This is a genomic window from Arthrobacter glycogeni, from assembly GCF_054511155.1.
On record NZ_JBTNDE010000012.1, the window covers coordinates 24,236 to 50,095 of the forward strand.

A 25,860-nucleotide genomic window follows, 5' to 3' on the forward strand; every position below is an offset into this window, starting at 1 on the left:
ATTCCGTACAACCTGAGCGGGCGCCGGGCTATTCCGCCCTGTCGGGTGGAGGATACCGGTCAGGCTGACTTGTTCCGGCGTTTCGCGACGACGTCGTGCGAGATCAACGTGGGCTCCGCCTTTTTGCCGACCACTGCCTCAGTGATGACCACCGTGGCGATGTCGTCCCGGCTTGGCAGGTCGAACATCACCGGCTGGAGGACTTCCTCCATGATGGCCCGCAGACCTCGGGCCCCGGTACCACGTTCAAGGGCCTGATCGGCGATCGCCTCAAGTGCCTTCGGCTCGAAGGTCAGTTCGACGCCGTCGAGCATGAACATCTTCTGGAACTGCTTGATAAGGGCGTTCTTGGGTTCGGTCAGAATCTGCATCAGCGATTTCTGGTCCAGGCTGGTCACCGTGGTGATCACCGGCAACCTGCCGATGAACTCGGGGATCAACCCGAACTTAAGCAGATCCTCGGGCATCACATCGCCGTAGCTGACCTCCTCGCTCTTCAATGAACTCAGCGGAGCGCCGAAACCGATTCCCTTGCGGCCCGCCCGGGAGCCGATGATCTCTTCCAGCCCCGCAAAGGCGCCGGCGACGATGAACAACACGTTAGTGGTGTCAATCTGGATGAATTCCTGATGCGGGTGTTTGCGACCACCCTGGGGTGGCACAGAGGCGACTGTACCCTCAAGGATCTTCAGCAGGGCCTGTTGAACGCCCTCGCCCGACACGTCCCGGGTGATTGACGGGTTCTCACTCTTGCGCGAGATCTTGTCGATTTCGTCGATGTAGATGATGCCCTGCTCAGCCTTCTTGACGTCATAGTCAGCGGCCTGGATGAGCTTCAAAAGGATGTTCTCGACATCTTCGCCGACATATCCGGCTTCGGTGAGCGCGGTTGCGTCGGCTACCGCGAAGGGGACGTTCAAGCGGCGGGCAAGTGTCTGCGCGAGGTAGGTCTTACCGCAACCGGTAGGACCGATCAGAAGAATGTTCGACTTGGCGATCTCGACGTCTTCGGTGGGCACCGCGTCGGCAAGATTTCCGGTGGTGCGGGGGGCGTGTCCGGACTGGATCCGCTTGTAATGGTTGTAGACGGCGACGGCGAGGGACCGCTTGGCGGGTTCCTGACCGATGACGTATTCCTGTAGAAAGTCGAAGATCTCGCGGGGCTTTGGTAGCTCGAAGGTCCCGAGGTCAGCGACCTCGGACAGCTCTTCCTCGATGATCTCGTTGCAGAGGTCGATGCATTCATCGCAGATGTAGACGCCAGGTCCGGCAATAAGTTTCCGGACCTGCTTCTGGCTTTTCCCACAGAAAGAGCACTTCAGCAGGTCTGTGCTCTCACCAATGCGAGCCATGTGTCAGTCCCCTTACGTGGATCTGTTGTGTAGACAGCGGAGTCCCCGGGCAAGCGGGATCCCGCCGCTTACCCCACTCTAGGACAATCGGGGCTGCTAATCAGCATCACAAGGCCCGTGGTGCTGATTGTGTCGCACCACGGGCCCGGTCCTCGGCGAGAGGATACTAGGGCTTGTTGATCTTCGGAGGCGTCATCTTGCGGGAGGTCAGGACCTCGTCCACCAGCCCGTACGCTTTGGCATCAGCGGCGGTGAGAATCTTGTCACGCTCGATGTCGATGTTGACCTGCTCGGAACTCTTCCCGCTGTGTAGCGCCAGCGTGTCTTCCAACCAGGTGCGCATCCGCATGACCTCGTTTGCCTGGATCTCAAGATCCGATGCCTGTCCGCCCTGGCCACCCCCGAGTGCCGGCTGATGGATCAGGACGCGGGCATTGGGAAGTGCGAGCCGCTTGCCGGGGGCGCCGGCCGCCAGCAGCACTGCTGCCGCACTCGCTGCCTGTCCCAGGCAGACCGTCTGGATTTCAGGGCGGATGAACTGCATCGTGTCGTAAATGGCCGTCATGGCCGTGAACGATCCGCCCGGCGAGTTGATGTAGAGCGTGATGTCGCGTTCCGGATCGGTCGACTCGAGGACCAGCAGCTGGGCCATGACATCGTCAGCGGATGCGTCGTCGACCTGGACGCCGAGGAAGATAATGCGATCCTCGAAGAGCTTGGTGTAGGGGTCCTGGCGCTTGAACCCGTAGGGGGTACGCTCTTCAAACTGGGGAAGGACGTAGCGGTTGGACGGCATCTGGGGTGCGGTGCCGCCTGCTGCGGCTCCAAAATTGTGGTTCATGGTGTCTCCTGGGTGGTCTCTGCTGAGGTGGGTAGGGGCGCAGGCCGCGATGGTTAGTCGCGCTGCGTGCCGCCGCCGCCCGATACCGAGTTGGCATGCGCAGCGATCTTGTCGAAGAAGCCGTATTCGAGGCCTTCCTGAGCAGTGAACCACTTGTCGCGGTCGTTGTCCTTCAGGATTTTCTCGACCGTCTGCCCGGTCTGCTCAGCGGTGAGCTCAGCCATCACCCGCTTCATGTGAAGGATCAGTTCTGCCTGGATCCTGATGTCGGAGGCGGTGCCGCCGATACCGCCGGAGGGCTGGTGCATCAGGACACGGGCGTGTGGGGTGGCGTAGCGCTTGCCTTTGGTGCCCGAGGACAGGAGGAACTGACCCATCGACGCGGCTAACCCGGTGGCGACGGTGACGACGTCGTTGGGGATGAACTGCATGGTGTCGTAGATCGCCATCCCCGCGGTAACGGATCCGCCGGGTGAGTTGATGTAAAGGAAGATGTCCTTATCAGGATCCTCGGCCGACAACAACAACAGCTGGGAGCAAATGGCGTTGGCGTTGTCGTCCCTGACCTCGGAGCCGAGCCAGATAATGCGCTCCTTCAGGAGCCGGTTATAGATGTAGTCATCGCGGCCTGCTGGGTCTACGGTCGCCATGGTCGGGGTGGTGGGTTCGATTGCCATTGGAAGTTAGCCTCTCACTCTGGTTGGTCTGCCGGGTGCCGGCAGCCGACCGTTTATCTCTCATTGGACAGTAACTTGTTTGAGGGTTCGTTTGATCCCGCTGCGGAGGCTGTTCGCTGACGGCGCACCAGCGCGGGCGCCCGGCAACTTAACGGCTAAGGGCCGCCCTCCCTGCGGGAAGACGGCCCTCGATCGTGAAGTGTGAGACTACGCCTTGCTGGACTCTTCGTCAGCTGCGGGCGTGGCCTTTGCAGGCTTCTTGGTGGCTGCTTTCTTGGCGGCGGGTGCTTCGGCCGCAGCGGTCTTCGCCGCAGGCTTCTTCCCGGCTGCAGGCTTCTTCCCGGCTTCTGGCTTCTTCCCGGCAACCGTCTTCTTCTCGGCGGCAGGCTTCTTCTCGGCTGCTGCCGTGGCCTTCGCCGGCTTTTTTGCGGGAGCCGAATCGTCGGCAGGAGCGTCGTCGGCTTCGTCGCCGGCACGAACGAAGTCGCTCAGGTCGACAACCGCACCGGAGCTGTCCTTCACCACGGCGAGTTCCAGCACCTTGGCGAGTGCCTTGCGACGACGGACTTCTCCGACGATCATCGGAACCTGGCCGCTCTGATCGAGCATCTGGGCGAACTGGTTTGGCTCCATGCCGTACTGACCCGCGGTCGAGACGATGTAGTCGATCAGCTCAGGCTGGCTGACACCGATTTCTTCCTTCTCGGCGATCGCGTCAAGGATCATTTCGTTGCGGAACGCCTGCTCGGTGTTCTCGCGGATTTCGGCGCGGTGCTCTTCGGTGTCGTGGCCCTCAGCGTTGGCGTGGGCGCTTTCACCGGTGAAGTGCTGCTCCAGCTGGTCATCGATGAACGCTGCCGGAACCGGCACTTCGATGAGCTCGATCAGCTTTTCGAGAACCAGATCGCGGGCTTCGACGCCCTGCTCCTCAATCTTCTCATCGGCTGCACGTTTGGTGAGGTCGGCCCGCAGCTCAGCAATGGTGTCGAATTCGCTGGCAAGCTGGGCGAAGTCGTCGTTCGCTTCAGGCAGTTCGCGTTCCTTGACTGCCGATACCTCAACCTTGATCTGGGCATCGCTGCCGGCGTTGTCGCCGCGGGCCAAGGTGGTTTCAAAGATTGCGTCCTCGTCAGCGCTCAGACCTGTGACTGCTTCATCCATGCCTTCGAGCATGGTGCCGGAGCCAACCTGGTACGAAACGTCCTGGGCTGCGTCAACCTGCTCGCCGTCGACGGTTGCGACCAGGCTCAGGGTAAGGAAGTCTCCGTCAGCGGCGGGACGATCAACGGCGGTCAAGGTTCCGAACCGGCCGCGCAGCTCATCGAGCGCCTTGTCGACGTCGACGTCGGACGCCTCGGCGGCTTCGACAATTACCTCGAGGCCTGAATATTCGGGGAGGGTGATATCTGGGCGAACGTCCAGCTCGACAGTGAACAGGAGCTGTCCATCCTTGGCTGCGGGGTCTGGCACCTCAGTGATCTCTACCTCGGGGCGGGTCAGGGGCCGGATGCCGCTTTCCTGGACGGCGCTCTGGTAGAAGTCATTCAAGCCGTCGTTGATGGCAGTCTCGATGACGTAGCCGCGACCTACACGCTGATCAATCAGCTGGTTGGGGACACGTCCTTTGCGGAAGCCCGGTACCTGGACCTGGGCGGAGATGGTCTTGTAAGCCGCATCAATGTTGGGCTTGAGCTCCTCGAACGGGATCTCCACATTTAGCTTCACTCGCGTGGGAGTGAGGTTTTCGACAGCGCTCTTCACGGCGTAGTACTCCTGAATGATTGAAGATGATGACCACACGGCGTCCGTGGATCTACCGGATAGGTATCCGCGGCGATAATGCAGAGTCGGGGTGACAGGAGTTGAACCTGCGACTTCCTGCTCCCAAAGCAGGCGCTCTACCAAGCTGAGCTACACCCCGTGAGTGCAGCCATTAGTCTACGTAAATTTTGCTCCAGTTGCACATTTGGCTAAACGGCACTGCCTGTGATGTAGTTATAGGCGTTCCGACGCTCTGGGCAACTCCTGTAGTCACTAATATGCTCAGGTTCTCGGGGATGTAGCTTAGTGGTAAAGCCTCAGTTTTCCAAACTGATGATGCGGGTTCGATTCCCGTCATCCCCTCGCATCGGCCAAAGAAAAGCACCCCGCCCTTCGGCGCCGGGTGCTTTTTTGTCAAAGGCCGTCAGGGAGCCTGGCATGCGGGACACCAGTACAGCTTTCGGGTAGCTAGCTCGGTAACCGCCACTGACGTGCCGCACCGACGGCAGGGCAACCCCGCCCGGCCGTAGACATAGTGGGCGTCCTCGCGCTTGACACGGGACGACGACGAGGAACGGTCCGCTGCCGCCGTGGTGATGATCCGTCCGGCATGCACCCCGCCCCTCATGATCTGGACGATGTCCTCCCATAGAACCGTTGCTTCCTGAGTGCTGATGGATTTTCCCGGGCGCCACGGGTCCAATCGTTGCCTGAATAGCGCTTCAGCCCGATAGATGTTCCCGACCCCTGCAATCACGGCCTGGTTCATCAGCAGCAGGCCTACCGGGCTGGCGCTCTTGCGCAGGCCGGACGCGAACTCAGTGACGTCGTCGTGGGCTGGAACGCTGCCACCGGCACTGCCCCTGCCGCGACCCGCGGCGGCGCTGTTCTGGCCGCCGAGGGGGTCAGGGCCGAGCCGTGCGACGACGGCATCCCGCTCGGGCTCGGTGATCACCTCACATGCTGTCGGGCCGCGCAGATCGGCCCAGCCGAAATCACTGACGAGGCGCAGGCGGACCGCTCCAACCGGGGCTGGCGGCCCGCTGTAGTCGGCGTCCGGGGCGCCCGCCAGTTCCTGTTCCCCTACCTTGCGGGGCGCTCCGATGCTTGAGGCGCCCATGCAGGACGTGTCGCCGCCGAAGCTCCATGCCCCGTACAGCCCCAGATGCACCCGCAGGAAGATGGGCGGGGTTGGACTTTCGTCGGGGGCATCAGCGAACTCGACGAATAACTGTTTCCCGTGGGCTGTGGCGCGAGTCAGTACGCGCCCATCGAGTCCGGCTGCGCCCGCGGCAAACCGCCCCTGCGGGCTCGACGCAGCCACGCGGTGTCCGCCGAAAACGGACGACAGCTGCAACGCCAACCGGTGAATCGAATGGCCTTCAGGCATCAGGGTTGCCGGTCGACGCTGCCGGTGGTCTCATAGGCGGCGATCTGGCCGATCCGGCGGATGTGACGGTCGGCCTCGCTGAACGGCTCCGCGAGGAACGCCTCGACAATCAGTGTTGCCTCGTCCACCGAGTGTTGCCGTCCGCCCACGGCCACCACATTGGCGTCGTTGTGCTGACGTGCCAGCTTCGCGGTGTCCAGGCTCCAGGCCAGGGCCGCACGGATTCCCCGCACCTTGTTGGCCGCCATCTGCTCGCCGTTGCCTGATCCGCCCAGCACAATGCCCAGCGCGTCGCGGCCTGCCTGCTGGTCGATGACTACCGCCCGGGCTGCGTTGATGCAGAATCCCGGGTAGTCGTCCTCGGCGTCGTAAGCCTGGGGCCCATGATCAACAACCTCGTGACCAGAGCGGCGCAGGTGCTCGATCAGGTGGGCACTGAGCTCCATGCCAGCGTGGTCAGTGGCGATGTGAACGCGCATGAAATGTCCGTTTCGATGGGGTAGGTGTGCTGTTAAGACTACTTCCTGGCTAAGGGTGCTCGTTTGCCGCGGGTGGTGAAAGAATGGCTGTGCTGCGTAAGCTGCATCACAGACGACGCCCGCCACCCGCAGGGCATCAGCCACCGTTTTCCGAAAGGCATCACCTTGCCAGGCATGAATCTGACGCGCGACGAGGCACGAACCCGCGCCGACATCTTAACAGTCACCTCCTACGAGATCGCTCTGGACCTCACCCGCGGTGACACTACCTTCGGTTCCAGGACAGTAGTTAAGTTCGAGGCCACCGACGGCGCCTCAACGTTCATCGACGCTGTCACGGACAAGGTGTCGCTGGTGACATTGAACGGCGCCGAGCTGGATCCAGCCGAGGTCTCCGACGGGATCCGCATCCAGCTGCCCCGTCTGGCCGCCTCCAATGAGCTGGTCATCGACGCCGACATGCTCTACATGAATACCGGCGAGGGCCTGCACCGCTTCGTTGACCCGGTAGACAACGAGGTCTACCTCTACACCCAGTTCGAGGTCCCGGACTCGCGGCGTGTTTTCGCCGTCTTCGAGCAGCCGGACCTCAAAGCGACCTTCAGCTTCACTGTGACAGCGCCGTCGCACTGGGACATCATCTCCAACTCCCCCACTCCCGCTGCGGTGGACGGAGGCTTGGCCGCCGACGGCGGCGCCACGGCCATCTGGTCCTTCGAACCCACCCCTATGCTGTCCTCCTACGTCACAGCACTGATTGCGGGGCCCTACCAGTCGGTGCGCAGCGAACTCACCAGCTCCGATGGACGGGTCATTCCCCTGGGTGTGTTTGCCCGAAAGTCCCTCATGCAGCACCTCGATGCAGAAAACATTTTTGCTCTGACCCGCCAGGGCTTTGCCTTCTTCGAGGAGCAATTCGGCACTCCCTACCCGTTCGTTAAGTACGACCAGCTCTTTGTCCCCGAGTTCAACGCCGGCGCCATGGAGAACGCCGGCGCTGTGACGTTCCTGGAGAGCTACGTCTTCAGGTCCCGGGTCGCTGATGCGACAGTCGAACGCCGGGCCATAACCATCCTGCACGAGCTGGCCCACATGTGGTTCGGCGACCTGGTGACCATGCGCTGGTGGAACGATCTGTGGCTGAACGAATCGTTCGCCGAGTTCATGTCCACCCTCGCCGCCGCCGAGGCCACCGAGTTCAAGCAGTCGTGGACCACATTCGCCTCACTGGAGAAGGCCTGGGCCTACCGTCAGGATCAGCTTCCCTCCACCCACCCGATCGTCGCAAAAATCAACGATCTGGAAGACGTCCAGGTCAACTTCGACGGCATCACCTACGCCAAGGGTGCCTCGGTACTCAAGCAGTTGGTGGCCTGGGTGGGCCAGGACAAGTTCATGGAAGGCGTCAGGGAATACTTCGGCAAGCACTCCTGGAAGAACACCGAGCTCGTCGATCTTCTCTCCGAGCTGGAGCGGGCCAGCGGTCGCGATCTGAAGGGGTGGTCGGCCTTGTGGCTGGAAACAGCAGGCGTGAACACCCTGCGTCCGCAACTGACGACCGACGACGACGGCGCCATCACCAGTTTCGCCGTGCTCCAGTCGGCGGTGGCAGAGTACCCCACCATCCGCCCGCACCGGCTCGCGATCGGCTTTTACACGCTCGACGCCGACGGGAAACTGCAGCGCACCGACCGGGTGGAGCTCGACGTCGACGGCGAACGCACCGACGTGCCGGAGTTTGTGGGGCGCACCCGCCCCGACCTGGTACTGCTCAACGACGACGACCTGGCCTACGCCAAGATCCGCCTCGACGAGGTGTCGCTCCGCACGGCTACCCACCATCTCAAAGACATCAACGACTCGCTTCCCCGCACCCTGGTGTGGGCCTCCGCCTGGGATGCAGCCCGCGACGGTGAGACCCCCGCACGGAACTATGTGGAGCTGATCCTGCAGAACATCGGCTCGGAATCCGACTCATCAGTCATGCTGGTGCTGCTGCGCCAGCTCGCCGCTACCCTCGCCTTCTACGTAAACCCCACCGACCGGTCAGCCATGACCGTGGCGGCCGCCGACAGCCTCTGGAAACTCGCCCAGAGTGCCGACGCCGGTTCGGATGCCCAGCTGCAGTTCGTCAAGGCATTCGCCGGACATGCCCAGACCGACGCCCATCTCGATTCGATCGAAGCGATCTTCACCGGCTTCGCAGTTCCGGAGGCTCTGGAGATCGACGCCGACCTGCGCTGGGAACTGGTGTCATCGCTGGTCGCTGGTGGCAGGTTTGCGCAGCCGGAGATCGACGCGGAACTGGAACGCGATGCGACGGCAACCGGACAACTCGCAGCTGTCCAGGCAACGGCAGCCATCCCGACGCCTGAGGCGAAGGCAGAGGCCTGGCACACTATTGTTGAGCGCTCAGACATGCCGAACGCAGCCCAGCGGTCAGCAATTGCCGGGTTCATGCGCGTCCATGACCCAGCGGTACTCGCGCCGTTTGTTGACCTGTACTTTGCTGCGGCGCAGGATATCTGGGCCAGCCGGACCCACGAGATCGCCCAGCAGATCATCGTCGGCTTGTATCCGTCCCGGTTGACCACCCAGGACACCCTCGACAAGTCGTCGGCTTTCCTTGCCGCGCTCGACGCGGGAAGTACCTCCCTGCGCCGGCTGATCCTGGAGAGCCAGGACGGAATTGCGCGCGCTCTCAAAGCTCAGGCCGTAGACCGGTAAAACAGGTGGTTTGGGGTGTAGTTTTGAGCCATGAACCTCTCCGAGCATCACTATCGGGTAGACGTCACCTGGACCGGTAATCACGGCGAAGGGACCCGTTCGTACCGCGGCTACGGCCGGGAACACGAGGTGTCTGCCGCGGGTCCGCCGGTGCTGCTGGGCACGGCTGACCCCACGTTTCATGGGGCCAAAGACAGATGGAACCCTGAGCAGTTGCTGCTTGCCGCGTTATCCCAGTGCCACATGCTGGCCTACCTCCATATGGCGGTGAAGCACGGTGTGGTGGTGACTGCCTATGAGGACGCTGCCGTCGGCACCATGCGGTTGAACGCCGACGGTAGCGGTGAGTTCCTCAGTGTTACCCTCAAGCCGCGGGTGACGATCACCGACCAGCTGGCGAAGTACACGGCTCAGGCCATCCACCGGGACGCCGCAGCATCGTGCTTCATTGCGCGGTCAGTGAATTTCCCGGTCAACCATGAGCCGGTCGTGGTGGTCGCCGAGGACGCACAGCAGCACGCCTAGTGCCCCTTGCTGTGCCCCGTCTGGTGCCACTGGGCGAGGAGCCGGGACTCGGCGTCGGGCCTCAGCCCCGACTTTCGCTCGCGGGCGAGCCCACGACGTCGTTCGTCCTGCAGCACCCGGGCAATAGTGTCCTGAACGGGCCGCTGGTGAAGTCCTTCGGCCAGGGCGGCCTTGACCGATCGGGCACCATGGCCCTCATAGCCTTCCGGCAGCCAGTGCGGCAAGGAGTCCGGTCCAGTCCAGTAGCCCACCCCGTGGTCGACCAGCCACCCGGGTTCGACCGACGTGAGCGAGCCGTTGAACCCGACCTGCGCTGCGGTGATGGCGATCAGGTCCCCAAACCTCACTGCCGGCCCGACAGTGTTGAACACTCCGGTCAGCCGCCGGTCTGCGGCCGCGATGAGCCATTCAGCGAGGTCGTCCAGGTCGATGGTCTGGGTAAAAGCGTCTTGGATGGCCGGGACCAGCACCTCGCCTCCGCGCGCCAGCCGGGCCGGCCAGTACCCGAACCGGTCGCTGCCATCTCCCGGGCCACAGATCAAACCCGGACGGGTGATCAGCACCTGCCCTTCCCGGTGCTGCTGGCACAGTTGCTCGCACGCCACCTTCGCCTCGCCGTAGGATTCGCTCGGAGCGGGCCCGTCGTCGTCGTACGCGGTCAACAGCGCCGCTGACTCGTCCCCGCCGGGCACCGTGTTGTCCGCGTAGACGGAGCAACTTGAGACGTACACCCAGTGCCTGGTCCGAGCAGTGAGCGCTTCGAGGGCTTCCCTGACCTGGCGGGGCTGCCACGACACCTCGATCACGGCATCCCAATCCCGATCGACGTCGGCGTACGGGGTGGGGCCGTCCCGGTCAGCCCTCACGAATACAGCCCCGTCCGGCGGGCCCGACCAGGTCCCCCGGGCCAGACAGGTGACCTGGTGCCCCAGGCCAAGAGCCGATTCGGCAATCCGCCGGGAGAGAAATACTGTACCGCCGAGGATCAGGATGCGCATCGGCTCAGCCTACGGCGCTAGCCTAGGAGCAGACACCCTTTCCGCCGCTGGCGGAGAGAAACCCCGTTTGTGAAGGAAATGGTCACGCCCCCATGCAGTCGCCCGCCCAGATTGGTTTAGGAGATCAGCTACTTAATGTCGCCGTCATTCTCGTGGCGGGGCTGGTGCTGTGGCTGGTGGTCCGCTTCGTCATTAACCGGATGGTCCGGCGGGTGCGCAGCGGATCGGATCTATTCAAGAAGCCGCACTTCAAGTGGGCGCAACCGGTGCTTCGCACTCTGGACCACAAGCGGCGGGTCCAGCGCACCGAGACGATCGGGGCGCTCCTGCGCAGTGTCTCAGGGCTCACCATTGCGGTCATCGCCATCATGATGGCCCTGCAGGCGCTGGGAGTGGACATCGGTCCCATCCTCGCCAGCGTGGGAATCGTGGGTATCGCCATCGGTTTCGGGGCCCGCGAAATCATCAGGGACGCGTTTCTCGGATTCTTCATCACCCTTGAGGACCAGTACGGAATTGGCGACACGATCGAGGTGGGCGACACGGTAGGGGTGGTGCAGTCGGTCGGACTACGGATTACCCGCCTGATCGACGACAATGGCGCCATCTGGTACATCCGCAACGGGGACATCATGAAGGTGGGCAACCGTTCGCAGGGAGACTATGTTGCCCCGGCAGTTGTCACCGAACCGACAGGAGACCAACCATGACCACGCCTGGAAACACCGAGGGCATTCCCATCCCCTCCCGCTTCGGGGAGTCGCTCGCCAAACTGACGCCGGTGGGACCGCGTTTCGACCAGCCTGCCTACACCGACAACTTTTATGCGGCGGTCGGCGGCCATCCGGTGTTCGTGAAACTCGTTGATGCCTTCTACGATGGCGTCGCTAACGATGCGCTCTTGCGTCCCATGTACCCGGAAGAGGACCTTGGGCCCGCGAAGGAACGCCTGCTGATGTTCCTTGAACAGTACTGGGGCGGCCCGAAGACCTACGGCGATCAGCGAGGTCATCCCCGCCTGCGGATGCGGCATATGCCGTTCACCGTGTCGCCGCAGGCACGCGACCGCTGGTTGACGCATATGCGTGCTGCCGTCGACTCACTGGGGCTGGCACCCCTCCACGAAGCGACCCTGTGGGACTACCTCGAGCGGGCGGCTCACTCGATGGTCAACTCCGCCTAACGGTTGCTGGTCTCCCGTGCGGGACCTTCTCACAGCAGCGTCGGGGTGCGCGAGAGCACATGGCCGCGTGGGGTGCTGATTCTCGTCCAGCGGCCGTTGGACAGGATTGAGAGCCGTTCACCCTTCGCCAGGAATCCCAGGGCGAAAGCACCAAAAGCTGCACCAGCGGGGACGTCGACAGGCAGATCCTCAATGGTCCTGCCCCAGATGGCCCCCCGGGCGCTGTTCACGATCAGGGCACCAGGATTGTTCGGAACGGTTTGGGCGACTTCTCGGATACCGTTCCTGGCGGCCGCCTCGACCAGGTCCGAGCTCAGATCGCCCCGAGGTTCCCAGCCCGCCCGTGGGGGGAGGACTCCCGCCCAGCTTTCGGTAACTGTGGTTGGCGGGATCTGCAGGACGGCGTCGGTCTCTGCCAGCCGGGCCAGCCGGTCCGATACCGAGGCGAGGGCAACTGTCGTGTCCACGTGCGCCGGAGTGGCCAACGGCATGGTCCGCAGACCCAGCACGGTGGGGGTCGCCTCGCCGAGGATGCGCGGCCGCAGAATGCAAATGTACGCGGCGAGTACGGTCCCCGACGCCTGAAACCGGACTGCGCCGTCGTCGGCTGCCCTGGCCCGGGCAATGAAGGTGCGCAGGTCGGCGACGACTAACGGGTCAGTGAAAACCAGATCGGTGGCTGGCGAGTGGTGTTCCATCGTCAGACGGTCTGTCGACGTCGGAAGGCCACCGGTTCCCCACGCCAGTGCTCAAGGGCTGCCCGTTGGGCGTCGCCTAGTTTCGTGGGCCGGCCGGTGACCCGGTTGACCAGGATCATGGTGGAGACGGCGAGCGCATAACTGATCGATCCATCGGGTTCGGCGATCCGGTAGCCGAGGTCAAAGCTCGAGCCACCGACGCCGGTGACCCAGATGGTGATCTCCAGTGGGCTGGGGCGGTAGTTCAGCGGTGCCGAGTACTCGATCTCGTGCCGCGCGACGAGGGTGAAGTGGTCCGGTCCGATCAGGTCGAGGAGGGTGTCCGCCGGTTCGGCGTCGCCCTGCGCGGTATCCGGGAGCGGCAGGTGGATGAACTGGACGCGCGCATCTTCGAGGTACTGGAGGAATCGCACGTTGTTGACGTGTCCGTAGGAATCTTCGTCGCCGAAGCGTAGCTGAATGGGGAAGCGCTGGATCCGAGGCATGCCCCCATCCTCTCAAAAGGTTCCAGCCGCAGCTAAACGCTGCCGCCGAATGCTGACCGGTGTTGAGGGCCGCGGGCGTGTGCAACTAAGGTCAGAGGTACTCTCGGCGTCGTTACGGCGTCGCTGCTGCCCTGAGCATCGCCGCATCACAAGGAGAACGTATCTATGGCTGTCGAGTCCACCGTCGATCCAACCCAAACGCTGGTCAACCTGCTTGATCTCAGCAGCGCGGATGGAGCGCAGACCGACGAGGAAATCTTCGTGGGCACCTCGGTGCAGCAGTCGGGGCGTCGGATCTTCGGCGGTCAGGTGTTGGCGCAGGCACTGATCGCCGCGATTCGCACCGTCGAGCCCACCCGGGAGGTCCACTCGATGCATGCCTACTTCCTGCGGGCCGGCGACGCACTCGAGCCGATCACCTTCGGGGTGCAGCGGTTGCGTGATGGGCGTTCCTTCTCGGCCCGGCGCGCCCACGCCTACCAGAATGGTGTCCCCATCCTGTCGATGATCGCTTCCTTCCAGCAGCCCGGCGACGGCCTGAGCCATCAGGAGCGGATGCCCGAGGGGATGCCTGACCCGGAGTCCCTACCGAGCACCGCCGACCTGCTGGGTGAGCTGGACCATCCGTTGGCGCGGGCCTGGTCTTTTGACCGGCCGTTCGACATCCGTCATGTGGATGGTGCGCTGTATGTGCAGCACGACGGCGATCGGGTGGCACGCAACGCGGTCTGGATGAAGACGTTTGCCCCGATGCCGGAGGACCAGGGGTTGCATCGGGCTGCGCTTGCCTATGCCAGCGACTACACGCTGCTCGAGTCGATCCTGCGTCAGCATGGACTGAGCTGGGTCACGCCCGGGATGAGCGTGGCGAGCCTGGATCATGCCATGTGGTGGCACCGTCCGGTAAAGGTGGATGAGTGGTTGCTCTATGTGCAGCAGTCCCCCAGCGCCTCGGGCGCACGCGGATTGTCGACCGGCCAGATCTTCAACCGGGCCGGGGCGCTGGTCGCAACAGTGGCCCAGGAGGGCATGGTTCGGGTCCCGTGAGGCCCCCACCCGGATCGAGTCACCACCGATAACCGGAAAAATCGCCCCATGCACGTGGTTTCTGTTGACTCGATGCAATGCTGACCCGACCCACAAGGAGCGCCCCGACCCTCGACGGTCTGGGCGCTCCTTTCCGGCGATTCCGCCGGCCAGGCATTGGCCGCTGTGCCCGGCTCGCCGCCGGCCCGCTCTTAGTCGCGGGTGAGGCGGCGGTGGGTGACGCGGTGAGGCTTTGCGGCGTCGGGGCCGAGCCGTTCGATCTTGTTCTCCTCGTAGGACTCGAAGTTTCCTTCGAACCAGTACCACTTGTCCGGATTCTCTTCCGTTCCCTCATACGCGAGGATGTGGGTGACGACCCGGTCGAGGAACCACCTATCGTGGGACACCACGACGGCGCAGCCCGGGAATTCGAGTAGCGCGTTTTCCAGGCTGGACAGGGTTTCGACGTCGAGGTCGTTGGTCGGTTCGTCGAGAAGCAACAGGTTTCCACCCTGTTTGAGGGTCAGGGCGAGGTTCAAGCGGTTACGCTCACCACCGGACAACACGCCCGCCCGCTTCTGCTGGTCGGGTCCCTTGAAGCCGAAGGCTGATACATAAGCGCGCGACGGCATCTCAACCTGACCCACCTGAATAAAGTCGTGTCCATTGGAGACCACTTCCCACAGAGTCTTCTCGGGATCGATTCCACCACGCGACTGGTCAACATAAGAGATCTTGACCGAATCGCCAATGGTCAGCTTGCCACCGTCAATGGGTTCGAGTCCCACGATGGTCTTGAACAGCGTGGTCTTACCCACACCGTTGGGGCCGATCACCCCGACGATACCGTTGCGGGGCAGGGAGAAGGACAGACCGTCGATCAGGATGCGATCGTCGTAGCCCTTGCGCAGGTTTGCCGCTTCGATGACCTGGCTGCCCAGGCGCGGTCCGGGTGGGATCTGGATGTCTTCGAAGTCGAGCTTCTTGGTCCGCTCAGCTTCCGAAGCCATCTCCTCGTAGCGGGCGAGCCTTGCCTTGGACTTGGTCTGGCGGCCCTTGGCGTTGGAGCGCACCCACTCGAGTTCTTCGGTGAGACGCTTCGACTGCTTGGCGTCTTTCTTGCCCTGCACTTCGAGGCGGGCACGCTTCTTCTCCAGGTAGGTAGAGTAGTTGCCCTCGTAAGGGTAGAGGTGGCCACGGTCCACTTCGGCAATCCACTGGGCAACGTGATCCAGGAAGTACCGGTCGTGGGTGACGGCGAGGACAGCGCCGGCGTAGCTCTTAAGGTGCTGTTCCAACCACAGCACGCTTTCCGCGTCGAGGTGGTTAGTGGGCTCATCAAGGAGCAACAGATCAGGCTTCTGGAGCAGCAGCTTGCACAAGGCGACACGGCGCCGTTCACCACCCGACAGGATGGTCACATCGGTTTCCGGCGGCGGGCAGCGCAACGCGTCCATAGCCTGTTCGAGCTGCGAGTCCAGGTCCCAGGCGTCAGCCGCGTCGATGGCTTCCTGCAACTTACCCATTTCCTCGAGCAGGTTGTCGAAGTCAGCGTCGGGATTGGCCATTTCTTCGGAGATCTCATTGAAGCGCTGGATCTTGCCGTAAATCTCGCCGACACCTTCCTGCACGTTGCCCAGGACAGTCTTCTCCTCGTTCAGCGGAGGTTCCTGCAGCAGGATCCCCACCGAGTACCCGGCGCTGAGCTTCGCTTCGCCGTTCGAAGGGGTGTCGAGGCCAGCCATGATCTTCAGGATGGTGGACTTGCCCGAGCCGTTGGGGCCCACGACGCCAATCTTCGCGCCGGGATAGAAGGACATACTGACGTCGTCGAGGATAACTTTGTCGCCGACAGCCTTGCGTGCCTTGGTCATTGTGTAGATAAATTCCGCCATGCCTCAAGGCTAGTCGGTGGAGCCAACTATCTCCCATTTGTGTGCGCCGGCTAGCGTGCTCACCCCTCGATAGCCGCTAGACGCCATCACCCCCGCGCACCCACCGGCGCTCTAAAACGGTGCATCAGTGAGCTGGCGTCCGGACCGCTTGGCCTTGGGCCGGTTGTCGGAGGGATCCACCGCGCCCCCGGTATCGGTTAAGCCCCCGGTATCGGTTGAGCCCCCACCGTCGGCGCCGGCCGGGCCAACCAGGTTGTCGGAGGTGTTGCCATCGCCCGGGCAGTTGCCGTGCTTGGACGGATCCGTGTTACCCGATACGTTCGGGTAACCTCCCGCATCACCCAGGATCTCTCCAGTGGCATGATCCACGTTGGGAAAGTTCACGTCCGCTGCCTCCACATCGAGCGGATCACCGGCGGTGGACGATTCGCCACCCGCGCGGTCCGAGCTGGTCCGATGGAAGTGGGCAGTCCCCCACATCAGGTCGTGTCCGACGGTTTCGGCATCAATGTCTACCGAGGTGCCGGTACGCCCGTCCTCAAGGATCCACGGCCGAACCCTAAGACGGCCGCTCACCACCACCTTGTCGCCCTTCCTGATGCTCACCCCGGCATTGGTTGCCAGTTGACGGAACATCGACACGGCGTACCAGTTGGTTTGCCCGTCAGTCCACGAATTGCTGTTCCGATCGAATCGGCGTTCGGTCGAACACATCCGGAAACTGGCGTAGGCAAGGCCGCTCTCAGCGACGCCGGACTTCATATCGGTGGCTACGTAGCCTCGTACTGTGATGTTGTCGCTCATCGAATTCCCCTTCAGCGGAATTGGGTACGCTGGCGGGCATGCCAGCACACCCCATTCCAGCCCCAACGGCGGCCCCGCGGGATGGTGGGTGCTGGTATGTGGACAACCCGAGAGAGACGACGCTGTGTGGAGGAGAAGACGACCTCCGGCGAGTTTGCCTGGCAGCATGATGGTGTGACCCACGTATTTGCGCACGAACTACCCGGAGCGGTGCGATCGAGTGGGCCGCACGGTCGCCGCGGCCCACTGCTCCGCGGTCGGCGCATACTCAGCCAATCCCCGCGGCAATGCTTGGGTGCCCCCGGCGCGATTCGAACGCGCGACCAACGGATTAGAAGGCCGTTGCTCTATCCACTGAGCTACGGGGGCGACTTTTCTAGGTTACTACGCTGCCCGTCGCCACCGTAACGGTGAGCAGTCTGGACACGCGGGGTAAACCAGGACATTCGGGCTGACAATACCGGCCCCGGGGGTCCAGCTTGACCCCGCTGAACGGGTAGGGAGTAAAGGAAGCGGGTAGCCGGCCAGGCTCGCTACGCGTCGAAGGTCACTTTGAGTTCGAGGTGATGCTGACCCGCCGCGTCCTGCGAATATACTGCCTTGCCGGAGATACCCTGGAGTCCATCGGTTCCTGATCCGGGGATGATATGGCCCGAACTGGCCGCGGCCGTCCCTTCGGCGATGCCCCAGTGTTGGACGATCATAGTGCCCACCCTGCCGCCGACCGACCCAGTGAAGACTTCCGATGCCACGTAGCCCGCGCCGAAGTCGTTGCCCGCCATCAACAGTTCGGCTGAACTGGTTCCTGCGACGTCGCCACTGAAGACTTTGGTGGCGCTGACTCTGGACAATTCGCTCGACGACCCCGGAACGATGTAGGACTCTGGGCGCCAGTCGGAGATTTCGAAATCGCCGCTGATGAGGTGTTCTGTGGAGTCGGTCATCGACCCAGTATCGCCGGTTCAGGCTGAGAAAGCATGTTTGGGAGGCCTCCGGGGGTCAGCGCAGCTCGCCCGCCACTGGCTCTTCGTAGCGTTTCCTGAAGAGGATTTTAGTCTTCGGATCGAGGAACACGAGGTACAGGGCGAAGCCCAAAGCCACTACCGCAGCCACCTGCCGAGCAACCGTCAGGCTCAGCTCGAAGTACGGGAAAATATCCAGCTGATCCGAGATCGCGTAGATCATGAAGAAGGACACCATGAAGTACAGAGTCTTGACCTGCCAATCGTTCCGGATTCCCGTCACGGCGAACAGCGGGATCAGCCAGACCACGTACCAGGACTGGATCATCGGCGCGAGGAAGACGATGGCGGCGAAGGCGAGTGCAAGTCGGCGCACCAGCCTGCTGTGCTCGCCCGTGAACATCAGCCACCCAATGATGGCAAGCGAAACGAGTCGCCCGAGCAGGTAGACCACCTCGGCGAACGACTGCCCATCAAAGCCGAGGGCGCCAGCGAGAATCATGACGACCATGCCCAGGAAGCCAATCGGTGCGTACCAAATCCAGACGCTACCGGGGGTGCTTAGTGCTCCGACCCAGCCAAACCCAAATCCGTTGACCATCCCCATAATCCAGAGGATCCCAAACGACATGCCGGCGGTGAGGGCCCAGTAGAGGAATTTCCGCGGCCAGCTGGCTCCCTTCCCCGCCCACATCAACCCCATGAAGGGAAGGAAAATCAACGTGATGGGCTTAATGGCTATTGAAAGGGTGACGATCGCGATGGCGCGCAACGGTTTCTGGGTTGCTGCGAGGTACAAACCCCAGAGGGCAAGGCCGATCATCAGTGAGTCGTTGTGAATACTGGCGATGAAGTTGATCAGGAAAAGCGGGTTGGCGGCTGTCAGCCAAAGGGCCCGGTTGGGGTTGATGCCGTGCAGCTCGGCAAGCTTTGGCACGTAGTAGACGCACAGTGCCACACCGACCACGGCGATCAGCCTGAACAACAGCACTGAAAAGTCCGGCTGGCCGTTGGTGACACCGACCACCAGGGCCTCGATCCACAGGAACACCGGACCGTACGGGGTGGGACTCTGTGCCCACATGTCGTCCGCCCCGATCTGCAGGTAGTTCGAGATCTGCGAATACCCGTCCACGTACGGGTTCAGACCGGACACCATGACCTGGCCCTGCGCGATATAGGCGAAAACATCCCGGCTAAAGAGGGGGAGAGCGAGGCACATCGGCGCAGCCCAGGCGACGACCGCACGCAGGATGACCGGCCGGGACTCGGGACCCCAGCCGTGCAGGCGCTGACCAAGCCGCAACCAGGAACGGACCAGCAGCATGCCACCAAGGGCCAGGATCAGCACTGACACCACTGCGCCAGCCGGCTCGAACCGCATCCAGATGATAATGGGCACCCGGCGCAACTCGACCGAGGCCAGCGACAGCCAGCCCACTCCATACGAACCGATCATCATCAGCAAGGATCCAATGAATCCCTGGATGACGGCGACGTTCGGCCGCTCGGGCGCCGCTACGTCCATCCTGGGCTGCGAGGCGTCAGCTGGCACCTGGGCAGTCATCTGGGTTTATCCAATCCTCGGTCAAACACTAAATCTTTGTCTTACTCTTTTGAGGGACAACTGGCTTTGGGACTGCTGGGATGCTGGACTGCTGTTATTAGACCGATGCGCAGCGGGTCGGGCAGACTGGCTAGATTTTAGCATTGAGGACTGATTCCCGACTGGGATCGCCGCACTTTTCAGAGCGTTGCATCAGTGGATCATCTCAGTGCGTCATCGCGCGCTCAGTCTGGGGCTGGACTGAGCGTGACCAGTATTCCTTGACGATTCGGTGGTTGATGGCTGTGGGGCGCCACAGTGGGAACCTGTCAACCGGCGGAAACCCGCTGACGGATCTTTCGTCTGGGGTGTTTCTATCCCGGACGCTTGTGGGGCCTCTCTTTGGATGCTGGAGCTGGACTCGGGCCCCCGGCATCGCGTTGAGTGCGGCCGCTAGTGGAGCCACCCCCGCGCCCGATCTCACGGTACATTTGGGGGGTGCCGATATCTAATGAACACATTGTCTGGATTGACTGCGAAATGACAGGGCTCGACCTCGAAGCCGACGCACTCATCGAAGTTGCAGTTCTCGTGACCGATTCCGAGCTGAACATTCTTGGGGAAGGAGTCGACGTCGTCATCAAGCCCGACGACGTCGCCCTCGCCCAGATGGGAGATTTCGTGCGCGACATGCACACGACGTCGGGGCTACTGACTGAACTGCCGCAGGGCATCAGCATGGCGGCAGCCGAGGCGGAGGTTCTCAGGTACATCACCAAATGGGTTCCCGAACCCCGGAAGGCGCAACTGGGCGGCAACTCGGTCGGAACCGACCGATCGTTCCTCGCCCGTGACATGCCCGCCGTGATCGAGCACCTGCACTACCGGGTCATCGATGTGTCGACCATCAAGGAGCTCGCGCGCCGGTGGTTCACCCGCGCCTACTTCCAGTCCCCCGCGAAAAGCGGCGGGCACCGGGCACTGGGCGATATCCGCGATTCCATCCGTGAGCTGCGTTACTACCGGGAATCCGTTTTCGTGCCCAGCCCGGGGCCTGATTCGGCTACCAGCAAGGCAATCGCCGGGGCGTTGGCCGAGTAGGGAAAGAGCCGAATCCCTCGGTCGACCTGGCGGTGGCCGAGGGACCCCAAAAATTGTGTAGACTTGTCTGCGCTGCCTTTTGTAGGTGTCAACCGCCCGGATTCGTCCGCGGAGTTGGCATCATGGCCGAAGGCACATGGTGGGTATAGCTCAGTTGGCAGAGCGCCTGGTTGTGGTCCAGGAGGTCGCGGGTTCAAGCCCCGTTACTCACCCCGAGAAGGTCACAGCATGACCCGGAAGGCCGTCCCTGAAGAATGTCGGGGGCGGCCTTACCTATAGGACCTACGCTGGCGTCAGCTGGCGTTGAACCACCGTGGAGGTTGGACCGCATGGAACGCACCGTGTTCGAAGAAGACCATCTGCTGTTTCGCGAGGTCGCGGCCGAATTTACCTCCCGCGAGGTGTCCCCGCAGTACGCCGCATGGGACCGCGACCACCTCATGCCGCGCTCGCTGTGGACCGCCGCCGGCGAGCAGGGACTCCTGGGCCTCGCCGTACCGGAGGAATTTGGCGGCGCGGGGATGCCGGACTACCGGTTCCGCGCCGTGATGGATGAGGAATTCGCCAAAACCAACCATCTCGCCGTCGCACTGGCGTTCCATCTCCATGACGATATGGTGCTCCCCCACCTCCTCGCCTATGGCTCCGAGGACCTCAAAGCCCGCTGGCTCCCCCCGATGGTCACCGGCGAACGCGTCACCAGCGTCGCCTGGACTGAACCAGGCGCCGGGAGCGATCTGAGGGGCATTCGCACCAAGGCGGTGCGCGACGGCGACGACTGGCTGATCTCGGGGCAAAAGACCTTCATCGGCAACGGCATCAGCGGCGACGCCTCTTTGGTGCTGGCCCGCACCGACGGCAGCACCGGCCGTGGCTCCGCCGACTCCTTCTCCCTGTTTATGGTGGAGAAAGGGGAGGGATACAACACCGGGAAGCAGCTCGACAAGATGGGCCTGAAAGCCTCCGATACCGCCGAACTGTTCTTCGACGAGGTCAGGGTTACTGGCAACAATCTCGTGGGGGAGCTGGGCCACGGGCTACGGTACGCCGCCGAGCAGTTGCCGCAGGGACGGCTCGCGATTGCCGTCGCCGCGTCGGCCGTGTCCCGCGCCAGCTACGAGGCAACGGTCACTTACACCAAGGAACGCAACGCCTTCGGTGAGCGGGTCATCGATTTTCAGAACACCCGCTACCAGCTGGCCGACATTCTCACCGAGGTCGAGGTCACCGAAACCTACGTCGACCAGGCCATGCTCGCCTTCAACGCCGGCACCCTTGACGCCGCCAGCGCCGCCCGCGTCAAGCTCTGGGCCAGCGAGCGCGCCACCTCCATCACCGACCGCTGCCTCCAACTCCATGGCGGGTACGGGTACATCTTGGAATACCCGGTCGCTCAGGCGTTCCTCGCGACCCGGCTGCTCACCATTTTCGGCGGTACCAGCGAGATCATGCGCGACGTCGTCGGCCGCCACATCGCTAGCTAGACCACCCCTTACCATCACCTTTCAGGAAAGCGACAATGACCGTTCATCCAGTCACCATCACCGGTGAGCCTGTCCTGCACCGCCGCGCCGCCGTCGTCACCGAATTCGACGAGCAGTTGCGCACCCTCATCGCGGACATGTTCGACACGATGGACGAGGCCAACGGCGTGGGCCTGGCCGCACCGCAGATCGGCGTGGGCCAGCGGATTTTCGTGTACGGGATGGTGAACGACGACGACGTGCCGCCGCGCGGCGTGCTGGTCAACCCGTCGCTGGTGACCACGAAAATCTCTGGCGCGGAGCCCGACCCGGAGGAGGAGTCCGAGGGCTGCCTGTCGGTCCCTGGCGAGTCCTTCCCCCTCAAGCGCGCCGAATGGGTCAAGGTCACCGGCTTTGACGGCTTCGGCGAACCACGTGAGTTTGTGGCTACTGGCTGGTTTGCGCGCTGCATGCAGCACGAATACGACCACCTTGAAGGCAAGCTGTACGTCGACCGGCTCGCCGAACCGTACTCGCGTGCGGCCCGCAAGGCCATCAAGAACAACGCCTGGGGCGTTCCCGGGCTGACGTGGATGCCAGGGGTGGATCCGGACCCGTTCGGCCACTAGGGCGCGCCGGGGGTCCGCTCCGGGCGGACTAGGGGTGCTTGGGAGCTGGGTCCGGCTCCTGCTCGGGTTCGAGGTCCTCGAGGCGCTCCACGTGCCGCAACGGCCCGAATAATGCCACCAGCGGCGCTCCCACCATCAGAACAACGCCGATGATCACAGCCATGCGGATACCCCCCAGCTCCGCGAGGACACCGCCGAGAATACTCGCCACCCCGAGCATGCCCCAGCTGACCATGCGGGAGGCAGCGCCGAGCCTGCCCATCATGGTTGGCGGACAGACCCGCTGCCTAAACGCGGATCCGACAACAATGTTCCAGGCGATAGCCACGCCCATCACGAACATGCCCAGAACACCCCACAGCATCCCGTACCCCGGTGTCATGATCAGCAGGGACGCGTATCCGAGCACTCCCGGGATCATCGCGTAGCGCCAGACCGGTCCGGACCCAAACCGGTCGGTGGCACGTTTGACGGTGATACCGCCCAGCGCTCCGCCAACCGATGCGGCGGCCATCAGCGCGCCCAGCCAGATTTCGGATTCATTCAGGGTCCTGAGGACGAGGAGCACCAGCAACGAGGCGACCATGCTGCCGCCCAGGTTCCAGAGGGCCGCGTTGAACAGGATCGCGCGCAGCGGGCCGGTACTGAAGGTGTAGCGCAGCCCATCCTTCATCTCTCTGAAGATCCGCCGCTCCCCCTGGTGTGGTTCAGCTTCCTTGAGCTTCAGGGACGAGATGGCGAACAGCGAGGCCAACGACGTGCCGATCTGCACCAACAAAGAATTTGAGGCACCAATTGCCACAGTCAGCCAGCCTGCAACTCCACGGCCGGCCGCATCAGCCGACGCCGAGGAAGCAGTCATCAGACCGTTGCCTTCAACCAGCTCGTCCTTCGACACAGCCTGCGGAATCAGCGCCTGGTCGGCCAGGGTGAAAAAGACCGCCGACAACCCCACCAGGAAGGAAACGACGAACAACTGGGCCACCGACATCACGCCCAGCCAGAACGTCACCGGAATGGTAGCCAGGACCATGATCCGGCCCACCAATGACCAGATGATGACCGGTTTCCGTGCCCAGCGGTCCACCCAAACCCCCACCGGCAAACCGAGCAGCAGCCAGGGGAGGAAAGTCATCCCGGCCAGTGCTGCGACGGCGAAGTCGCTGGCCTGCAGTTCGACGACGGCGATGACAGGGAAGGCGATGGACGTGACGGCAGTTCCCAGTACTCCGACGGTGCCGGAAAGCCACAACGCCCGGAAGTTGGGGTTGCGTACCAGCAGCGACTTCTGCGGCGCCACGGTGTCGGTCATTGAGACAGCGTAGCCGAGCCGCCATGACAGAACGGCCAGTTTACGAACCTCATTGAAAGTTCATCGTGAGGTCTTGACCAGCAGCTTCGCCGCCCCGATAATCTCGGGCGTCAGGGGATGGGTTGACCGATACGCCGGGTTCTGTACTCCCCCGCCGTTACCGGCGGAGAAGTGGCGGCCATCCATCTACGAACGCCGTTACCGACGCCCTCCAGCGGCCTACCCGGACACTCAGGCGAGCAGCCTTCAAGCGCGCCCTGTCTGGCCTTGCTCCGGGTGGGGTTTACCGAGCCGCACCGGTCACCCGGCGCGCTGGTGGTCTCTTACACCACCTTTTCACCCTTACTGCGCCACGCATTGCTGCGTGATGCAGCGGTCTGTTTTCTGTGGCACTTTCCTGCGGGTCACCCCGAGTGGGCGTTACCCACCACCCTGCTCTGCGGAGCCCGGACGTTCCTCGGCGAACCGATGTCCATGCACGAGCACTTCGGTCGGTTCAACGCGACCGCCTGGTCAACCCATCCGTAGCCGATTCTACCGGGTGTCACCCCTGCCCGTCGTCGGACTGCCTGCCTGACTGCGTGTCTGACTGCGTGTCTGACTGCGTGTCCATCACGCCCCGGCCCCGTCCATGCCGCCGCCCGGTAGTGTGTCAGACACCAGTGACCCGACCACCGCATCAATAGGAACGGACCAGCCGATGACTTCGCAGCCGACCACTGCCGAGCGCACAGCGAATCTGCGGGCCGACCAGTCTGTCCTGATTGCGACCGCGGCAGGTGCAATCCTGTCTGTCATTTATGTTCTTCTGAGCTCCGGTGGCAGCATTCGGCGGGCACCAACGTCTACGGCTGGTCTGCTGGAGTTGTGGCTGTGGGGCGCGGCTCCGGTGGTGCTTATCCTGGGTGCCTATCTGATGGTTGCCACCGCTGAAGGCAGGGACGGCGAACGCCACCAGCGCGGTGCTCTGGCGGTGCTGGTCGGTGCGGCAGTCATCGTCACGCTTCCCTCACTGGCTTTTGCCTTCAGCCCTGTCTACGGGGTGGCGTTGATCCTGCTCGCCGTGAGAACGCGGGGGGTCCTCGCCGCGGCTGTTGGCGTACTCGCCCTGACCGCCGCGTTCGGTATCACCACGCTCACTTCGGCTGGCGCTGCCCTCGGCGTTGTCATGGTGGCCATCGCGAGCGGTATTGCTGCCCGCAGGGTTCGTCAGGTGGCGGTGGATGAACCTGGGTAAAGTGGTGCGGTGCTTATCTTGTTGCCTCCATCCGAAGGTAAATCGCCCGCGGTGAAGGGTCCGGCAGTGGATCTTGAGGCTCTCCAGTTCCCCGGGCTCGCTGCTGCGCGCCGGACCGTCCTGGCATCGCTGTCTGTCGCCAGTACCGCCGCCGACGCCCACCGCATTCTGGGCGTGGGCGATTCGCTGGGCGCCGAGGTGCTACGGAACGTCACCTTGCGTGATCAACCCGCGGCGCCCGCCTACGAGATCTACTCTGGGGTGCTCTACGATGCGCTGGGCTACAAATCGCTGACGCCGGTGCAGCGTCGGAAAGCTCGGGAATCCGTGGTGGTGATCTCGGCCCTCTGGGGCGCCCTCGGGTTTGCTGACGCTATCCCTGCCTACCGGCTGTCCATGTCGGTGTCACTCCCCGACACTGGGACGCTCTCCTCATTCTGGAAGCAGCGGTTGGGCGGACCGCTCGGCGAGAGGTCCGCCGACGCCCTGGTGGTCGACTGCCGGTCCAGCACCTACGCGTCGGCGTGGGCTGGGGCGCCGGAGCGGACAGTGGCTGTGAACGTGCAGCAGGAACGGGACGGGAAGCGCACGGTGGTGTCGCATTCAGCGAAACATACCCGGGGACTGCTGGCGCGGCACCTGCTCACCCGGCGGGGAAACCAGCCCGGCACGCCCGCTCAGCTCCTCGCAGCGGCGCATGAACGGTGGCCGGCCGAGCTCGTTCCGGCGACGTCGCGGAAACCAGCCCAGCTCAGCATTATCCTGTAAG

General features: G+C 63.2%; 24 protein-coding genes, 4 tRNA genes and 1 other RNA gene. 12 read left to right on the forward strand and 17 right to left on the reverse strand.

Annotated features, from left to right (window positions below; translation table 11 throughout):
* Positions 1-59 precede the first annotated feature (59 nt).
* The 5 genes from clpX to ACX80O_RS09695 form a co-directional block, all read right to left on the reverse strand.
* Positions 60-1,352, reverse strand: a complete 1,293-nt coding sequence (gene clpX, locus ACX80O_RS09675) for an ATP-dependent Clp protease ATP-binding subunit ClpX (RefSeq protein ID WP_459333319.1) — start codon at positions 1,350-1,352, stop codon at positions 60-62.
* Between the two features lie 166 nt (positions 1,353-1,518).
* On the reverse strand, positions 1,519-2,193 hold the full coding sequence (locus ACX80O_RS09680; protein ID WP_196840595.1) for an ATP-dependent Clp protease proteolytic subunit: 675 nt from the start codon (positions 2,191-2,193) through the stop codon (positions 1,519-1,521).
* A gap of 53 nt (positions 2,194-2,246) precedes the next feature.
* Positions 2,247-2,843: an ATP-dependent Clp protease proteolytic subunit gene (locus ACX80O_RS09685; protein ID WP_459307270.1), complete on the reverse strand. Its 597-nt coding sequence runs from the start codon at positions 2,841-2,843 to the stop codon at positions 2,247-2,249.
* A 234-nt stretch (positions 2,844-3,077) separates the two neighbouring features.
* On the reverse strand, positions 3,078-4,631 hold the full coding sequence (gene tig, locus ACX80O_RS09690) for a trigger factor (RefSeq protein ID WP_459333320.1): 1,554 nt from the start codon (positions 4,629-4,631) through the stop codon (positions 3,078-3,080).
* 86 nt (positions 4,632-4,717) lie between these two features.
* Positions 4,718-4,791, reverse strand: a tRNA-Pro gene (locus tag ACX80O_RS09695).
* Positions 4,792-4,923: 132 nt separating this feature from the next.
* Between ACX80O_RS09695 and ACX80O_RS09700 the strand changes: the two genes are divergently transcribed.
* Positions 4,924-4,994: transfer RNA gene (locus ACX80O_RS09700), tRNA-Gly, on the forward strand.
* A 61-nt stretch (positions 4,995-5,055) separates the two neighbouring features.
* Here ACX80O_RS09700 and ACX80O_RS09705 read toward each other — a convergent pair.
* Both ACX80O_RS09705 and ACX80O_RS09710 read right to left on the reverse strand, forming a co-directional pair.
* Complete coding sequence (locus ACX80O_RS09705; protein WP_459333321.1) at positions 5,056-6,021, reverse strand: Fpg/Nei family DNA glycosylase; 966 nt, start codon at positions 6,019-6,021, stop codon at positions 5,056-5,058.
* On the reverse strand, positions 6,021-6,500 hold the full coding sequence (locus ACX80O_RS09710) for a ribose-5-phosphate isomerase (protein ID WP_459307180.1): 480 nt from the start codon (positions 6,498-6,500) through the stop codon (positions 6,021-6,023). The genes ACX80O_RS09705 and ACX80O_RS09710 overlap by 1 nt, the downstream gene beginning before the upstream one ends.
* A 174-nt stretch (positions 6,501-6,674) precedes the next feature.
* Between ACX80O_RS09710 and pepN the strand changes: the two genes are divergently transcribed.
* Together pepN and ACX80O_RS09720 are read left to right on the forward strand one after the other, a co-directional pair.
* The gene (gene pepN, locus ACX80O_RS09715; RefSeq protein ID WP_459333322.1) at positions 6,675-9,227 is read left to right on the forward strand and encodes an aminopeptidase N; all 2,553 of its coding nucleotides are present in this window, start codon (positions 6,675-6,677) and stop codon (positions 9,225-9,227) included.
* Positions 9,228-9,257: 30 nt separating this feature from the next.
* Entirely contained in the window at positions 9,258-9,752 is a 495-nt protein-coding gene (locus tag ACX80O_RS09720; protein ID WP_459307178.1) for an OsmC family protein, read from the forward strand.
* On the opposite strand, the gene ACX80O_RS09725 is transcribed toward ACX80O_RS09720, so the two are convergent.
* Positions 9,749-10,750, reverse strand: a complete 1,002-nt coding sequence (locus tag ACX80O_RS09725) for an NAD-dependent epimerase/dehydratase family protein (protein ID WP_459333323.1) — start codon at positions 10,748-10,750, stop codon at positions 9,749-9,751. The genes ACX80O_RS09720 and ACX80O_RS09725 overlap by 4 nt on opposite strands.
* Positions 10,751-10,842: 92 nt before the next feature.
* On the opposite strand from ACX80O_RS09725, the gene ACX80O_RS09730 reads away from it, so the two are divergent.
* Together ACX80O_RS09730 and ACX80O_RS09735 are read left to right on the forward strand one after the other, a co-directional pair.
* On the forward strand, positions 10,843-11,460 hold the full coding sequence (locus ACX80O_RS09730) for a mechanosensitive ion channel family protein (RefSeq protein WP_459307174.1): 618 nt from the start codon (positions 10,843-10,845) through the stop codon (positions 11,458-11,460).
* Positions 11,457-11,933, forward strand: a complete 477-nt coding sequence (locus tag ACX80O_RS09735) for a globin (RefSeq protein WP_459333324.1) — start codon at positions 11,457-11,459, stop codon at positions 11,931-11,933. The genes ACX80O_RS09730 and ACX80O_RS09735 overlap by 4 nt, the downstream gene beginning before the upstream one ends.
* A 29-nt stretch (positions 11,934-11,962) precedes the next feature.
* Here the strand turns inward: ACX80O_RS09735 and ACX80O_RS09740 are convergent, their stop codons facing one another.
* Together ACX80O_RS09740 and ACX80O_RS09745 are read right to left on the reverse strand one after the other, a co-directional pair.
* Positions 11,963-12,631, reverse strand: coding sequence for a DUF8185 domain-containing protein (locus tag ACX80O_RS09740; protein WP_459307170.1), 669 nt, complete (start codon positions 12,629-12,631; stop codon positions 11,963-11,965).
* A 2-nt stretch (positions 12,632-12,633) separates the two neighbouring features.
* Positions 12,634-13,116, reverse strand: coding sequence for an acyl-CoA thioesterase (locus ACX80O_RS09745; protein WP_459307169.1), 483 nt, complete (start codon positions 13,114-13,116; stop codon positions 12,634-12,636).
* Positions 13,117-13,281: 165 nt separating this feature from the next.
* Between ACX80O_RS09745 and ACX80O_RS09750 the strand changes: the two genes are divergently transcribed.
* Entirely contained in the window at positions 13,282-14,163 is an 882-nt protein-coding gene (locus tag ACX80O_RS09750) for an acyl-CoA thioesterase (protein ID WP_459333325.1), read from the forward strand.
* A gap of 191 nt (positions 14,164-14,354) precedes the next feature.
* On the opposite strand, the gene ettA is transcribed toward ACX80O_RS09750, so the two are convergent.
* The 5 genes from ettA to mptB all read right to left on the reverse strand — a co-directional run bounded on the left by ettA (position 14,355) and on the right by mptB (position 19,370).
* Positions 14,355-16,037: an energy-dependent translational throttle protein EttA gene (gene ettA / locus ACX80O_RS09755; RefSeq protein WP_459307165.1), complete on the reverse strand. Its 1,683-nt coding sequence runs from the start codon at positions 16,035-16,037 to the stop codon at positions 14,355-14,357.
* A 111-nt stretch (positions 16,038-16,148) separates the two neighbouring features.
* Positions 16,149-16,841 carry a single-stranded DNA-binding protein gene (locus ACX80O_RS09760; RefSeq protein WP_459333326.1) on the reverse strand — a complete coding sequence of 231 codons (693 nt, stop codon included), beginning with the start codon at positions 16,839-16,841 and terminating at the stop codon, positions 16,149-16,151.
* A gap of 296 nt (positions 16,842-17,137) precedes the next feature.
* A tRNA-Arg gene (locus tag ACX80O_RS09765) sits at positions 17,138-17,210 on the reverse strand.
* Between the two features lie 164 nt (positions 17,211-17,374).
* Positions 17,375-17,785, reverse strand: a complete 411-nt coding sequence (locus ACX80O_RS09770; protein WP_459307161.1) for a DUF3224 domain-containing protein — start codon at positions 17,783-17,785, stop codon at positions 17,375-17,377.
* Positions 17,786-17,840: 55 nt separating this feature from the next.
* Complete coding sequence (mptB, locus tag ACX80O_RS09775) at positions 17,841-19,370, reverse strand: polyprenol phosphomannose-dependent alpha 1,6 mannosyltransferase MptB (protein WP_459307159.1); 1,530 nt, start codon at positions 19,368-19,370, stop codon at positions 17,841-17,843.
* Between the two features lie 477 nt (positions 19,371-19,847).
* Between mptB and orn the strand changes: the two genes are divergently transcribed.
* The 4 genes from orn to def all read left to right on the forward strand — a co-directional run bounded on the left by orn (position 19,848) and on the right by def (position 22,542).
* Entirely contained in the window at positions 19,848-20,450 is a 603-nt protein-coding gene (orn, locus tag ACX80O_RS09780) for an oligoribonuclease (RefSeq protein ID WP_459333327.1), read from the forward strand.
* Positions 20,451-20,589: 139 nt separating this feature from the next.
* Positions 20,590-20,662 (forward strand) — tRNA-His (locus ACX80O_RS09785).
* 117 nt (positions 20,663-20,779) lie between these two features.
* Complete coding sequence (locus ACX80O_RS09790) at positions 20,780-21,934, forward strand: acyl-CoA dehydrogenase family protein (protein ID WP_459307155.1); 1,155 nt, start codon at positions 20,780-20,782, stop codon at positions 21,932-21,934.
* Between the two features lie 35 nt (positions 21,935-21,969).
* A complete protein-coding gene (def, locus tag ACX80O_RS09795; protein WP_459307153.1) occupies positions 21,970-22,542 on the forward strand; it encodes a peptide deformylase in 573 nt (190 codons plus the stop codon).
* Between the two features lie 28 nt (positions 22,543-22,570).
* Here def and ACX80O_RS09800 read toward each other — a convergent pair whose 3' ends face one another.
* Positions 22,571-23,854: an MFS transporter gene (locus ACX80O_RS09800; protein WP_459307151.1), complete on the reverse strand. Its 1,284-nt coding sequence runs from the start codon at positions 23,852-23,854 to the stop codon at positions 22,571-22,573.
* A 114-nt stretch (positions 23,855-23,968) separates the two neighbouring features.
* Positions 23,969-24,375: RNase P RNA component class A (gene rnpB, locus ACX80O_RS09805), an RNA gene on the reverse strand.
* Positions 24,376-24,554: 179 nt separating this feature from the next.
* Here rnpB and ACX80O_RS09810 point away from each other — a divergent pair.
* A complete protein-coding gene (locus tag ACX80O_RS09810) occupies positions 24,555-25,091 on the forward strand; it encodes a hypothetical protein (RefSeq protein ID WP_459333328.1) in 537 nt (178 codons plus the stop codon).
* Between the two features lie 9 nt (positions 25,092-25,100).
* Positions 25,101-25,859, forward strand: a complete 759-nt coding sequence (locus ACX80O_RS09815) for a YaaA family protein (RefSeq protein WP_459333329.1) — start codon at positions 25,101-25,103, stop codon at positions 25,857-25,859.
* Position 25,860 lies beyond the last annotated feature (1 nt).

What these genes read in the sequence shown, in the direction of transcription:
- clpX (WP_459333319.1), bottom strand. Translation starts at nt 1,352, where the DNA reads ATGGCTCGCATTGGTGAGAGCACAGACCTGCTGAAGTGCTCTTTCTGT.
- ACX80O_RS09680 (WP_196840595.1), bottom strand. Translation starts at nt 2,193, where the DNA reads ATGAACCACAATTTTGGAGCCGCAGCAGGCGGCACCGCACCCCAGATG.
- ACX80O_RS09685 (WP_459307270.1), bottom strand. Translation starts at nt 2,843, where the DNA reads ATGGCGACCGTAGACCCAGCAGGCCGCGATGACTACATCTATAACCGG.
- ACX80O_RS09705 (WP_459333321.1), bottom strand. Translation starts at nt 6,021, where the DNA reads ATGCCTGAAGGCCATTCGATTCACCGGTTGGCGTTGCAGCTGTCGTCC.
- ACX80O_RS09710 (WP_459307180.1), bottom strand. Translation starts at nt 6,500, where the DNA reads ATGCGCGTTCACATCGCCACTGACCACGCTGGCATGGAGCTCAGTGCC.
- pepN (WP_459333322.1), top strand. Translation starts at nt 6,675, where the DNA reads ATGAATCTGACGCGCGACGAGGCACGAACCCGCGCCGACATCTTAACA.
- ACX80O_RS09720 (WP_459307178.1), top strand. Translation starts at nt 9,258, where the DNA reads ATGAACCTCTCCGAGCATCACTATCGGGTAGACGTCACCTGGACCGGT.
- ACX80O_RS09725 (WP_459333323.1), bottom strand. Translation starts at nt 10,750, where the DNA reads ATGCGCATCCTGATCCTCGGCGGTACAGTATTTCTCTCCCGGCGGATT.
- ACX80O_RS09730 (WP_459307174.1), top strand. Translation starts at nt 10,843, where the DNA reads ATGCAGTCGCCCGCCCAGATTGGTTTAGGAGATCAGCTACTTAATGTC.
- ACX80O_RS09735 (WP_459333324.1), top strand. Translation starts at nt 11,457, where the DNA reads ATGACCACGCCTGGAAACACCGAGGGCATTCCCATCCCCTCCCGCTTC.
- ACX80O_RS09740 (WP_459307170.1), bottom strand. Translation starts at nt 12,631, where the DNA reads ATGGAACACCACTCGCCAGCCACCGATCTGGTTTTCACTGACCCGTTA.
- ACX80O_RS09745 (WP_459307169.1), bottom strand. Translation starts at nt 13,116, where the DNA reads ATGCCTCGGATCCAGCGCTTCCCCATTCAGCTACGCTTCGGCGACGAA.
- ACX80O_RS09750 (WP_459333325.1), top strand. Translation starts at nt 13,282, where the DNA reads ATGGCTGTCGAGTCCACCGTCGATCCAACCCAAACGCTGGTCAACCTG.
- ettA (WP_459307165.1), bottom strand. Translation starts at nt 16,037, where the DNA reads ATGGCGGAATTTATCTACACAATGACCAAGGCACGCAAGGCTGTCGGC.
- ACX80O_RS09760 (WP_459333326.1), bottom strand. Translation starts at nt 16,841, where the DNA reads ATGAGCGACAACATCACAGTACGAGGCTACGTAGCCACCGATATGAAG.
- ACX80O_RS09770 (WP_459307161.1), bottom strand. Translation starts at nt 17,785, where the DNA reads ATGACCGACTCCACAGAACACCTCATCAGCGGCGATTTCGAAATCTCC.
- mptB (WP_459307159.1), bottom strand. Translation starts at nt 19,370, where the DNA reads ATGACTGCCCAGGTGCCAGCTGACGCCTCGCAGCCCAGGATGGACGTA.
- ACX80O_RS09790 (WP_459307155.1), top strand. Translation starts at nt 20,780, where the DNA reads ATGGAACGCACCGTGTTCGAAGAAGACCATCTGCTGTTTCGCGAGGTC.
- def (WP_459307153.1), top strand. Translation starts at nt 21,970, where the DNA reads ATGACCGTTCATCCAGTCACCATCACCGGTGAGCCTGTCCTGCACCGC.
- ACX80O_RS09800 (WP_459307151.1), bottom strand. Translation starts at nt 23,854, where the DNA reads ATGACCGACACCGTGGCGCCGCAGAAGTCGCTGCTGGTACGCAACCCC.
- ACX80O_RS09810 (WP_459333328.1), top strand. Translation starts at nt 24,555, where the DNA reads ATGACTTCGCAGCCGACCACTGCCGAGCGCACAGCGAATCTGCGGGCC.